Origin of the sequence: Ralstonia mannitolilytica (assembly GCF_905397375.1) — a bacterium.
Taxonomy (GTDB): Bacteria; Pseudomonadota; Gammaproteobacteria; order Burkholderiales; family Burkholderiaceae; genus Ralstonia; species Ralstonia mannitolilytica.
Genome location: NZ_CAJPVG010000001.1, coordinates 650,863 through 662,798 on the forward strand (window position 1 = coordinate 650,863; position 11,936 = coordinate 662,798).

Consider the following 11,936-nt stretch of genomic DNA (forward strand, 5'->3'; position numbering starts at 1 on the left):
ACAGGTCAATAAAAAACGGGGCGCATGGCCCCGTTTCTTCTTGCTCATCGCCCGCTAGACGATTTCCCGCGTTTCCATGAACTGGATGTCCGGAAAGCGCTCCTGCGTCAGGCGCAGGTTCACCTGGCTCGGCGCCAGGTACACGTAGTCGCCAGCGCCGTCGAGCGCCACGTTGTGGCCGGCCTTGTCGATGAGCTTTTCAATGTCTTCCGGCTTGCCCCTGAGCCAGCGGGCGGTGGCGCATTCGTGCGGCTCGAAAATCGCATCGACGCCGTACTCGTGCTCCAGGCGGTGCGCCACCACGTCGAACTGCAGGATGCCGACCGCGCCCAGCACGAGGTCGTTGGATGCCAGCGGTCGGAACATCTGCGTGGCGCCTTCTTCGGCCAGCTGCTGCAGCCCCTTCTGCAATTGCTTCAGGCGCAGCGGGTTGTTCAGGCGCGCGCGACGGAAGAACTCCGGCGCAAACGACGGGATGCCCGTGAACTTGAGCGGCTCGCCTTCGGTAAACGCATCGCCCAGGCGGATCGTGCCGTGGTTCGGCACGCCGATGATGTCGCCGGCAAAGGCCTCTTCCGTGGTGTTGCGGTCCTGCGCCATGAACGTGATGGCGTTGTTGATGGCGACCGTCTTGCCGGTCGACACCTGCAGCAGCTTCATGCCGCGCTCGAAGCGGCCCGAACACACGCGCACGAAGGCGATGCGGTCGCGGTGCTTCGGGTCCATGTTGGCCTGGATCTTGAAGACGAAGCCGGTGAACTTCTCTTCCATCGGCTTGACTTCGCGCGTTTCGGTGGGGCGTGGCAGCGGCTCGGGGGACTGATCGACCAGCGCATCGAGCAGCGACTGCACGCCGAAGTTGTTCACCGCCGAACCGAAATACACCGGGCACTGCTTGCCGGCCAGGAACGCCTCTTTGTCGAACGTGTGCGAGGCGCCGCGCACGAGTTCGATGTCGATGCGCAGCTCCTCGGCCTGCGCGCCCAGCACGCGGTCGAGCTCGGGGTTGTCCAAGCCCTGGATCAGGCCGGCGGTGGCGCCCTTCTCGCTGTCGGCGTTGGGGTCGAACAGCTGCACCGTATCGTTCACGAGGTGGTACACCCCTTTGAACGATTTACCCATGCCGATCGGCCACGTCATCGGCGCGCACTGGATCTGCAGCACGCTTTCGATTTCATCGAGCAGTTCGATGGGCGCGCGGCCTTCGCGGTCGAGCTTGTTGATGAACGTAAGGATGGGCGTGCTGCGCAGCCGGCAGACGTTGAGCAGCTTGATGGTCTGCGCTTCCACGCCGTTGACGGAGTCGATCACCATCACGGCGGAGTCGACGGCCGTGAGCGTGCGGTACGTGTCTTCCGAGAAGTCTTCGTGGCCCGGTGTGTCGAGCAGGTTGACGATGTAGTCGCCGCCGTCGTTCCGGTACGGGAATTGCATCACCGAGGACGTGACGGAGATGCCGCGCTGCTTTTCCATCTCCATCCAGTCGGACGTGGCGTGACGGTTGGCCTTGCGTGCGCGGACGGCGCCGGCCATCTGGATGGCGCCGCCGAACCACAGCAGTTTTTCCGTCAGCGTGGTTTTACCCGCATCCGGGTGGGCAATGATGGCGAACGTCCGGCGGCGCCGGATCTCCTGCTGCAGCGTACTCACGGGCAAAAAACCGAAAGGGAGGGGGTGAACAATGCGGACGAATGCGCACCTGGCAGGTGCGCGGGCCGGCGGGTCATCCTGCCGGCCGATGGAATGCCGGGTTCGGGTGGGCGATCCAGGGCAGCCGAGATTGTACGCGATCGGCGTAGTTGCTTAGGATCAACTGACCCGGGCGGCAAGAGAGGGAAACTCCGGAGGAACCGTCACCCGATGGGTGGAGACCAACCGCTTGTCGGAATACTCCGACAACCCTTTCGGAGATGGCGTTATCGAAGTTGTCATGAAGCTCCCGTATTGTGGAGCCCGTCGCAAAAACGGCGCCCATGCGTGGTGCCGGCGATGCTGAAAGACATCAAGAAGGAGTCTAATCGTGCGTAGTCGAACCCCTGTCGATCCGGCAGTGCAACGCATCATCGAGACCACGCGCAAGGCGTGGGAACTCGACGAGCAAAGCGTGCGCGCGGCGCGTCAGCAACGCGCCGCCAATCGCCGCAAGCGGATCAAGGCCCTGCCGCAGCACAGCCTGCAGGCACTCGCCGCACTGGCCCTGCAAGCTGAAATCTGGGCCGCGCGGAAAACCGTGGTGACGGTCGGTTAGTTGCGCAGTTCCTCACCGTGTCGAGGGCCACAGAAGTGGCCCTTTTCTTTTGCACGGCGTTCTTTGTGACGCTCCGGCAGGGCATGGCGGTTGCTTCGTGTTGGCTGAGGAATTCCACGCCGATGCACTTTACGGAGGCCCGCATGACCGAACTGAACCCCACCCCCACGTCAAGCAACGGCACGAACGGTTCCACCGTCACGACGCTCCATCCGCAGATCGATCAGACCGCCCAGCGCGTCAAGGATGCCACCGCCGACGGCATCGACCGGCTTGCCGGCGTCATCTCCAGCGCACTGGCGCAGTTCGACCGGCGCACGGAGCAGTTGAAGAACCTGCACGCCAACGTGTCGCAACAGGCCAGTGGCTCGGTGCGCGAGCACCCCGTCATCACGATCGGCCTGGCCTTCGTGGCGGGCATGCTGCTGGAGCAGCTGACGCGCGACTGAGTCAGCGGCTGTCGCGCGACAGGCTGGCCGCCAGCGTGGGGTTGAGCAGCGCCGCCTGCGCTGCGCGGCCGGCCTGCTCGTGCTGGCGGCTGCCGAACTGCAGCGCGTATTGGCGCGTGATGAGCGCCCCGAAGAAGAAGATCTGGGCCGAATAGTAGATCCACAGCATCAGCGCCACGACCGAGCCCGCCGCGCCATACGAAGACGCCACCGCGCTGTTACCGAGATACAGCCCGATCAGGTGCTTGCCAAGCGTGAAGAGCAGCGCCGTCACGACCGCGCCCAGCGCCACATCGCGCCAGGCCACCCGAGTCTCGGGCAGCATCTTGAAGATGGTGCCGAATAGCAGCGACACCACCGCAAACGAAAATGCGGACGACAGGATTTCGGCCACCACGGCAAAGGCGCCCGAGCCTGACCACAGCGCCCCCCAGAAGCGCTCCACCACCGCCAGGGCGGCGTTGATGATGAGCGACACGAGCAGCAGGAAGGCGAGAACCAGGATCAGGCTGAACGAGAGCAGCCGTGAGCGCAGGACGCCCCACAGCCCCGACTGCTGGCGCGGGGGCACATCCCAGAGTTCGTCGAGGCTGTCCTTGAGTTCGGAGAAGGCGGTCGTGGCGCCAACCATGAGCAAGGCGACTGCTGTGACGGCCGCGAAGACACCATTGCCGGACCGCTTCGTGGCCGCGAGCACGGCCTCGACTGCGGCCGCCCCCTGTGCGCCGACGAGACCCTCGATCTGGCCGAAGATCTCGCCGCGCGCGGCCTGTTCGCCGAAGAACAGGCCGGCAATCGAAATGACCAGCACAAGCACGGGCGCCATCGAGAACAGGGTGTAGAACGACAGCGCCGCGCCCTTGCTGGCCGCGCGGTGGGTGGACCACTGGCGCACCGCGCCGAGCAGCACCTGCGCAGCGCGCTTGAGCACGTCCCGGTTGAGGCAGGCAGCCAGGCGCATGGATTCCTCGCAACGTGGCGCGGCCATCCGCGCCCGACCTTGAGCGTAGTCACGGCGCGGCGCACGCGCAAGCGTGGCGGCCGCGCGTGAAACCGGCGCGGGGCCTCAATCTGCGCGGCCCCCGAGCAGGCGGCTGATCAGGAAGCCGGCCCCGAACGCCAGGCCGATCGTGGCCAGCGGATGGGTGCGCATGCACTCGGCGGCATCCCGCATGAGCTGCTGTTGCGATGCTCGCCACTGCTCGCGCCGTGCGGCCGCCTCGTCGAGTGCGGTCGCGGCCGCGTCGGCGGTACGGTCGATCGCCTCGGCGGTGGTCGCCTTGACGCGCTGCGCGGCTTGCGCCACGTCATCGCGAATCAGGTTGCCGTGCCCGTCGGATTTCGGGAACGGATTGGTCTCGGATGGTTCCATCGTGCGGCGCTCCTGTGTGGGGGATCTGGACTCGGGCGAGCACGACGTCATCCTCGTCCCGCCACCAGGCCCCAGATGAGGCTGACGACGAACAGCACCACGAAGATCATGAACAGAATCTTGGCAATGCTGGCGGCGCCTGCGGCGATACCGCCGAAACCAAGCACGGCCGCGATCAGTGCGATGATGAAAAAGACGACTGCATAACGCAGCATGGCAACCTCCTTGTGTGGTGGAGTGGGCTTGCCGCCGTAGGGCGGATACCCACGGTCAGCAAGCCGCGTACCGCACCACGTGCAGGTGTCATGCCTCCGTGGCATGCGTGCGGCCAGAGCCGCTGCTGTCGTCGCCGCTCTCGGCGCCCGTGCTGCCGTATTCCTCGAGGCGGTTGTACAGCGTCTTGAGGCTGATGCCGAGCAGTTCCGCGGCGCGTTTTTTCACACCGCCGCATTGCTCCAGCGTGGCAAGGATGAGCTTCTTGTCGGCGCTGGCGAGCGACGTACCCACCGAGATCGTCAGCGTGGAGCCCGATGAGGGCTGCGTACTCGACACCTGCAAGGGCACGTTGGCCGTGTCGATGCCCGCATCGTCGGAGAGGATGTAGGCACGCTGCACATAGTTGCGCAGCTCGCGCACGTTGCCCGGCCAGTTGTACGCGCGCAGCGTTTCGAGCGCAGATGGCAGGAACGTCTTCTTGGTGTTGTTCTGCGCGTTGAGCTGGTCGAGAAAATGCTGCGCGAGCAGCTCCACGTCCTTGCCGCGCTCACGCAGCGGCGGCAGTTGCAGCGGGAACACGTTCAGCCGGTGGTACAGGTCGGCGCGCAGCTTGCCGTCGGCCACGGCTTCTTCGGGGTCGCGGTTGGTGGCGGCAATCACGCGCACGTCGGAATCGATCTCGCGGTTGGTGCCCACGCGCATGAACACGCCGGTTTCCAGCACGCGCAGCAGCTTGACCTGCAGCTCGATCGGCATCTCGGTGATTTCATCGAGGAACAGCGTGCCGCCGTTCGCGCGCTCGAAGTAGCCCTTGTGCTGGCGGTCTGCGCCGGTAAAACTGCCGCGCTCGTGCCCGAACATTTCCGATTCGATCAGGTTCGGCGAGATCGCCCCGCAGTTGACGGGCAGGAACGGTTGCTTGCGGCGCAGGCTCAGGTCATGGATCGTCTGCGCGGCCAGTTCCTTGCCGGTGCCCGATTCGCCGATGAGCAGCACGGTCGCCTCGGTCGGCGCTACGCGGCTGACCTGGTCGTACAGCGTCTGCATGACCGGCGAGTTGCCGAGCATCTGGCCGAACAGGCCGAGCCGGCGCAGCTCGCCGCGCAGGTTGCCGATCTCGGCCTTCAGGTCGCCCGGGCGCGGGATGCGTGCGAGCACCGATTTCAGACGTTGGAAATTGACGGGCTTGACCAGGTAATCGGCAGCGCCCATGCGCAGCGCCTCGACGGCGGTTTCCACGCTGGCGTGCCCCGTCATGACTATGATCTCGGTGCCCGAGTGCGGTGGAATGTCTTCCATCAGGTCCATGCCGTTGCCATCGGGCAGGACAAGATCGATGAGCACCGCATCGGGGCTGTGACGCGACATCTGAATGCGCGCATCGCGCAGCGACCCGGCCAGCGCGGTCGTGAAGCCTTCGGCGCCCACCAGTTCACCGAGCGCGGCGCGTGCGTTGGCATCGTCTTCGACAATCAGGATATGTGGCATCTCGATTCGATTGAGTGAGCCGGCAGGGGCCGGCAGTCAGTGCGCACCCGACATGCATGCGCAAACGGACCTGTGCTGCAAGAAGCATTCCATCCGGGCCCATCCCGACCGCGGCGTGCCCCGCCACCGCCGGGGGCGGCAGTCGGGCATTTTTTACACGCGGCAATGCAAGTTAAGGACCGGATGCGTCACGCGGGGGCCCCGCGGACCAAGGCAGTGCAGTCAGCATAGTTGAGAAGGCCGACGCTTCGCCACCCATCCAGCCAAATGGACAGGCTACGCCGCGCCAAAAGGCGGAAGCGGGGCGCCGTCTGGGTTTCAGGCCCGTTTCTTGTCAGCGTTTGACCGACAGGATAACGAAAACGTCAGCGCCTGCCCGACATACAACGCACTCGGCGCGCCCTGATAATAATTTCACTTTTCGACACGATGTGACGGGATGACGACGTACCAAGACTTCCAGAGGCCGAATCGCTGACGCGGCCCTTGCCGGGACGTCCCCGTCGCGACCGACCACGAGGGAGCCATGTCCTTGAGCGAAGCCTTCGCCGACGATCGCGCAGTCACCACAGGGCGCATGCCCTGCCCGCCCACCTTGGCCGACTTTGACGACACCGAGCCCGTGTCGGCCGAAACCCCATCCCCTGCTCCACCCGTTGCCGCACCCGATTTCGGCCACCTGTACGGCCGGTCGCCGGTCATGCGTGCCCTGTACAAGCAGATCGGCAAGGTGTCGACCACGCTGGCCACGGTACTGATCATGGGCGAATCGGGAACGGGCAAGGAGTTGATCGCGCGCACCGTGCACGACATGAGCCCGCGCGCCGACCAGGCCTTCATCGCGGTCAACTGCGGCGCCATTTCGCCGAACCTGATCGAATCGGAACTGTTCGGCCACGAAAAGGGCAGCTTCACGGGCGCCACGCAGCGCCACATCGGCTATTTTGAGCACGCGTGCGGCGGCACGATCTTCCTCGATGAGATCACCGAGATGCCGGTGGACATGCAGGTCAAGCTGCTGCGTGTGCTGGAAACCGGCGTGTTCATGCGCGTGGGTGGCACCGAGCCCATCCAGACGCGCGCCCGCATCATCGCGGCCACGAACCGCAACCTGCACGAAGCGGTGGCCGAAGGCGCCTTCCGCGAAGACCTGATGTACCGCCTGGCCGTCGTGCCGCTGCAGGTGCCGCCGCTGCGCGATCGCGGCGACGACATCGAAGAACTGGCGCTGCACTTCCTCGCCCAGTTCAACGCCGCGCACCAGACCGACAAGGTGTTCTCACGCGCCTCGCTGGCGGCGCTGCGCAGCCATACGTGGCCGGGCAACGTGCGCGAACTGCGCAATGCCGTGCAGCGCGGCTACATCCTCGGCGAGAAGACGGTCGAACTCGCGACGCCGCTGACGCCCGCACGCGGCCCTGCCAGGCCGACAGTGAAGGAAGGCGTGCTGAGTCTCTCAGTAGGCGTCACGCTGGCCGATGCACAGCGCGCGATGATCCTCGCCACGCTCGAGCACTTCCAGGGCGACAAGCGCCAGGCTGCCAAGGCTCTCGGCGTGAGCCTGAAGACGCTGTACAACCGGCTCGATCTCTACCAAAGCACCGGGGCCGCCGCGATGGCGGCATGACGGCGCTGCGTTTTCCCTTCCTGGTGTTGCCTGACGCATCCGCGCTCGCGTCTTAGCGCGGATGCGCCTGCGTGCGCTCGCCCGGATGCTCGTGGCGCCGGCGCTCATGCGGCGGCCGGGCCGGCCGGCGTGGTGCGGTGTCCGTCTCGGCCCGGGTGCGCGGGCTCGTGCGGAGGGCGGCAGTGGTGGACATCGGCATAGCGGGCTCCCTCGTCGGTGTGTGCGTCACTGGCCTTGCTTCGAGCTGCCGGGCTGCGAGTTGCCGGTCGTCGTCGCGGCGTCGTTACCACCGGACTGCACGCCCGAATGCGACATGTCTCCGGCGCTGTTCGTGCCGCCCGGCACGGTCGACTTCGACTTCTTGTGCTGACGATGCTGCTTGTGCATGGGCTTTGTGGAGTCGCTGCTGCCGGCGGCCGCGGCAGCGTCGTTGCCGGGCATCGGCGTATTGGCGGTGCGGTCTGCGGTCGAGGACGGCGGATCGGTGCGCTTGCCCGGCGCCTTGGTCGGGTTGCTGGATTCCTGGTTGTCGACGGGCGCGGTGGTGGTCTGCGCCATGGCGGCGGTCATGCCGAGGCTCAGCAGGGCGCTGGCGAGCGCCGCAGTCAGGTAGCGAATTCGCATGGTGATGTCTCCAAGGATGTGGGCAGGGGTAATGCGGTGCAGGTATGTCATGCAGACGCGCCGCAGCGCATCTTCGACACCGTTGGTGGCAGCAACGCATGTACCCGCGCTGCCACGTCCGCACGGCGCCGCCACGCGTCGCCCGGCACTGGGCACTGTCACGTACGGGCAACACGGTGCATATAAAAAGGAACACGACCATGTAGAAACGGCGTGCCAGCGCCCCGCAAAGCCTTGTCAGAACTCGGTTTGCCGGCATGGCATACCCTTTGCATGAGTGCGGTGACCTGCCGGCGCGGACGCCGGCGTCCACTCACACAAGGAGGCAAGGCGAATGGTCAAGGCCGCTCTGGAAATGCGTGCGAAGCAGCATCTCGCGCTGACGCCGCGGCTGCAGCAGTCCGTGAAGCTGCTGCAGTTGTCTGCAACCGAATTTGCGCAGGAAATGCAAGAAGCGCTCGCCAGCAACCCGTTCCTGGAGGAGGTCGAACAAGAAGCCCAAGGCGCTGGGCTGCAGGCCGACACGGCAGGCGTGGGCGAGTTGCCCGCGACCGGTCTGGATGGCGCGGCCGATCATGCATCCGCCGACGAAGCCCCACTGGAGACCACCACCAGCGCCATCGAGACCGACCCGACGCTTGTGGCATCGGAAGACTTTCCTGCCGACTTCAGCACCTATTACAGCCACGGCGGTGCGCACCACGGCGATGGCGAAGACAGCGACATCGGGGAATGGGTGCATGCCACACCGAGCCTGCGTGAGCATCTGCATCAGGAGTTGGGCAGCTACCGGCTGTCGGAGCGGGACAGCCTGCTCGCGCAGACGGTGATCGAAGCGCTGGACGACGACGGCTACCTGCGCCAGTTGCTGACCGAACTGATTCCGCTCGCGCCCGTGGACCCTGCACCCACCGAGAAGGAGATGCAGATCGCGCTGGCGCTGGTGCAGAGCCTGGACCCGCCGGGCGTGGCCGCCCGCGACCTGTCGGAATGCCTGCGCCTGCAGATCGAGGCCCGCCCCGCTGACACGGAAGCCGAGGAACGCATCCAGGAAATCGCGCACGACATCGTGCGCAGCCACCTGCCGCGCCTGGCCAAGCGCGAGTTCACGCAGATGCGCCGTGCGCTCGGCTGTACGGAGGACGAGTTGCGCGAGGCCTGTGCGCTGATCCGCATGCTCGATCCGCGCCCGGGGCTGCGCTTTTCGCAGGCGCATGCCGGCTACATCGTGCCCGACGTGTTCGTCGCCAAGGTCAAGGGCAAGTGGGTGGCCGTCACCAACCCGGCGGTGGCGCCATGTGCGCGCATCAACAAGGTCTACGCCGAGCTGTTTGCGCAGACGCGCGGCCACCACCGCACGCCGCTGGCGCACCAGTTGCAGGAGGCCCGCTGGCTGATCCGCAACGCGCAGCAGCGCTTTGCCACCATCCAGCGCGTGGCCGAAGCCATCGTCGCGCACCAGAAGCACTTCCTAGAATATGGCGAGGTGGCGATGAAGCCGCTGGTGCTGCGCGACGTGGCCGAAGAGCTCGGCCTGCACGAATCCACCATCTCGCGCGCCACCGGCAACAAGTACATGGCCACGCCGCGCGGCATCTTCGAGTTCAAGTACTTCTTCTCGCGCCAGCTGGCAACGGACACGGGCGGCGCATGCTCGGCCGCGTCGGTGCGGGCGCTGCTCAAGGAGATGATCGAAGCCGAAGACGCCGAAGCGCCGCTCTCCGACGTCTCGCTGGCGAAAATGCTGGCGGAGCAAGGTGTGATCGTGGCAAGACGCACGGTCGCCAAGTACCGTGGCCTGATGCGCATCGCCCCGGCCGAAATGCGGCGCCAGGTTTGACGCCGACCACCGACACGACGCCCGTGCGCAAGCTCCTGGACCACCGCTTCACCGCCGCCGGCGACCCCACCGGGGTGTCCCTGCATCTGGCCGACGTGACGATGTTCTGGGCGGCGGAAAGCGGCGGCGTCAAGCGCTACCTGCGCGCCAAGCACGATTTCCTGCGCTCGACGCACTGGCGGCACACGCTGGTGGTGCCCGGCACGCCAGACGACGCCAGCAACGAGGTCGCCGTGGTGCCGGGCGTGCCGCTGCCAATGTCGCACGGCTATCGCATCCCGCTGCGCAGCGGGCCGGCCGAGCAGGCGCTGTGTGCGCTGTCGCCAGACCTGATCGAGGCCGGCGATCCGTACCGGCTGTCGTGGGCAGCACTGCGTGCGGGTGCGCGCCTGCAGGTGCCCGTGGCGGCGTTCTGCCACTCCGACCTGCCGGCCTTCTTTCGCCGCCTGGGCGGGCCACCGGCGGAACTGGCCGCTACGGCATATGCACGCAAGCTGTACCGCCACTTCGATACGGTATTCGTGCCGAGCCGCTACATCGCGCAGAAGGTGGCCGACCTGGGCGTGGAACGCGTCGAACTGCAGCCGCTCGGCGTCGACACGCGCCTGTTCCATCCCGCGCGTCGCTCGCTGCGCTGGCGCGAGCAGCTCGATCTGCCGCGCGATGCGCGCGTGCTCCTGTACGTGGGCCGGTACGCGCCCGAGAAGAACCTGCAAGTGCTGTGCGACGCGGTGGACCGTCTCGATGACGGCAGTGTGCTCGTCACCATCGGCTCCGGCCCGACGCCGCCGCGCGGCAGGCACGTGCGCGCGTTGCCCTATGAAGGCGATGCGCAACACCTGGCCGCCGCCATGGCCAGCGCCGATGTGTTCGTCCACGCAGGAGACCAGGAAACGTTCGGCCTCGTCGCGCTGGAAGCCATGGCCAGCGGCGTGCCGGTCGTGACCTGCAGTGCCGGCGGGCTCGGGGAACTCGTCAACGCGCGGGTGGGCTACGCGGTGCCGCATTGCCGCGCCGACGATTTCGCCCAGGCGCTGCAAGCACTGCGCGGGCGCGACCCGGTTGCGCTGGCGCACGCGGCGAGGCGCCACGCCCTGCAGTACGATTGGCGTGCGGTGCTGCCGCAGCTGCTGCGCCGTTATCTGGCGCTGCTGGGCCGACAGGCCAGCCTCGCCGCCGAACCATCGCCGACGGCCCGCCAGCACGTGCGCGCCGCACGCGGCCGCTAGAGGGTTGTCATGTCGCGCTACGTCGTTGTTGCCATGCATGACGTCACGCCCGCCACCTGGCCGGCGTGCAAGGTGTTGCTCTCGGCGCTGGATGAAGTGTGCCGCGTGCCGAAATCGCTGCTCGTGATCCCGAACTTCTACCGTGGGCCCACCGCGCGCAACAGCGAGCGCTTCTGCCGCCTGATGACCGAATGCCTGGCCGAAGGAGATGAGCTCGTGCTGCACGGTTATGCGCACCTCGACGACCAGCCGCCGGGCGGCCTGATCGAGCAGTGGATCCGCACGCGCTACACCGCCGGCGAGGGCGAGTTCTCGGCGATTCCGCTGGCGACGGCGCGCTCGCGCATCGAGGCCGGCGCCGCGTGGTTCGCGGCCAACGGCTGGCCGCTGCATGGCTTTGTCGCGCCGGCCTGGCTGATGAACCCGGCCACATGGGAAGCGCTGGAAGGCCTGCCGCTGCGCTACACGACCACGCTGCGCCGCTTCTACCTGCTGCACCCCAAGCGTGCGCTGAAGGCGCCGTGCCTGACCTACAGCGTGCGCACGCCGGCCCGCCGGCTGGTGTCGCGCTACTACCTGCGCTGGCTCGCCCAGCACCACGCCGATACGCCCGTGATGCGCCTCGGCCTGCACCCGGTGGACGCCGCCTACCCCGACGTCATCCGCCACTGGCAGGACCTGCTCGCGGCGTGCCTGGAAACGCGCACCCCCGTCACCAAGAACGGCTTTGCGCAGGTGCTGGCCCAGGCCTGGATGGGCGGCGGCCCCGAAACCGCTGTCGCCGGGCCTGCGCAGACCTCGTATTGACGTGCATCAGCGGGCCGGCACGATGCGCGGCCAAGC

At 66.8% G+C, this 11,936-nt stretch carries 12 protein-coding genes; 6 read left to right on the forward strand and 6 right to left on the reverse strand.

What is annotated here, in order from left to right:
- Window positions 1-54 precede the first annotated feature (54 nt).
- A complete protein-coding gene (locus tag KHN96_RS02810) occupies window positions 55-1,650 on the reverse strand; it encodes a peptide chain release factor 3 (RefSeq protein WP_045219138.1) in 1,596 nt (531 codons plus the stop codon).
- 370 nt (window positions 1,651-2,020) lie between these two features.
- On the opposite strand from KHN96_RS02810, the gene KHN96_RS02815 reads away from it, so the two are divergent.
- Window positions 2,021-2,248: a hypothetical protein gene (locus KHN96_RS02815; protein WP_045219136.1), complete on the forward strand. Its 228-nt coding sequence runs from the start codon at window positions 2,021-2,023 to the stop codon at window positions 2,246-2,248.
- A 143-nt stretch (window positions 2,249-2,391) separates the two neighbouring features.
- Window positions 2,392-2,697: a hypothetical protein gene (locus tag KHN96_RS02820; protein ID WP_045220358.1), complete on the forward strand. Its 306-nt coding sequence runs from the start codon at window positions 2,392-2,394 to the stop codon at window positions 2,695-2,697.
- 1 nt (window position 2,698) lies between these two features.
- Here the strand turns inward: KHN96_RS02820 and KHN96_RS02825 are convergent, their stop codons facing one another.
- The 4 genes from KHN96_RS02825 to KHN96_RS02840 form a co-directional block, all read right to left on the reverse strand.
- Entirely contained in the window at window positions 2,699-3,658 is a 960-nt protein-coding gene (locus KHN96_RS02825; RefSeq protein ID WP_045219134.1) for a YihY/virulence factor BrkB family protein, read from the reverse strand.
- 105 nt (window positions 3,659-3,763) lie between these two features.
- Entirely contained in the window at window positions 3,764-4,069 is a 306-nt protein-coding gene (locus KHN96_RS02830; RefSeq protein WP_045219132.1) for a membrane protein, read from the reverse strand.
- Between the two features lie 47 nt (window positions 4,070-4,116).
- Window positions 4,117-4,284 (reverse strand): DUF1328 domain-containing protein, encoded by a 168-nt coding sequence (locus tag KHN96_RS02835; protein WP_004632450.1) that lies wholly within the window; start codon window positions 4,282-4,284, stop codon window positions 4,117-4,119.
- An 88-nt stretch (window positions 4,285-4,372) separates the two neighbouring features.
- Complete coding sequence (locus tag KHN96_RS02840; protein WP_045219130.1) at window positions 4,373-5,773, reverse strand: sigma-54-dependent transcriptional regulator; 1,401 nt, start codon at window positions 5,771-5,773, stop codon at window positions 4,373-4,375.
- Window positions 5,774-6,299: 526 nt separating this feature from the next.
- Between KHN96_RS02840 and KHN96_RS02845 the strand changes: the two genes are divergently transcribed.
- Window positions 6,300-7,400: a sigma-54 interaction domain-containing protein gene (locus KHN96_RS02845; protein WP_062738587.1), complete on the forward strand. Its 1,101-nt coding sequence runs from the start codon at window positions 6,300-6,302 to the stop codon at window positions 7,398-7,400.
- 225 nt (window positions 7,401-7,625) lie between these two features.
- Here KHN96_RS02845 and KHN96_RS02850 read toward each other — a convergent pair whose 3' ends face one another.
- Entirely contained in the window at window positions 7,626-8,024 is a 399-nt protein-coding gene (locus tag KHN96_RS02850) for a hypothetical protein (RefSeq protein ID WP_045219125.1), read from the reverse strand.
- Window positions 8,025-8,358: 334 nt separating this feature from the next.
- On the opposite strand from KHN96_RS02850, the gene KHN96_RS02855 reads away from it, so the two are divergent.
- The 3 genes from KHN96_RS02855 to KHN96_RS02865 are packed head-to-tail and all read left to right on the forward strand — an operon-like array spanning window position 8,359 to window position 11,900.
- Window positions 8,359-9,864 (forward strand): RNA polymerase factor sigma-54, encoded by a 1,506-nt coding sequence (locus tag KHN96_RS02855; protein ID WP_045219122.1) that lies wholly within the window; start codon window positions 8,359-8,361, stop codon window positions 9,862-9,864.
- Window positions 9,861-11,093 (forward strand): glycosyltransferase family 4 protein, encoded by a 1,233-nt coding sequence (locus KHN96_RS02860; RefSeq protein ID WP_238587565.1) that lies wholly within the window; start codon window positions 9,861-9,863, stop codon window positions 11,091-11,093. The genes KHN96_RS02855 and KHN96_RS02860 overlap by 4 nt, the downstream gene beginning before the upstream one ends.
- A gap of 9 nt (window positions 11,094-11,102) precedes the next feature.
- A complete protein-coding gene (locus tag KHN96_RS02865) occupies window positions 11,103-11,900 on the forward strand; it encodes a DUF2334 domain-containing protein (protein ID WP_045219119.1) in 798 nt (265 codons plus the stop codon).
- The last annotated feature ends 36 nt before the right edge of the window (window positions 11,901-11,936 follow it).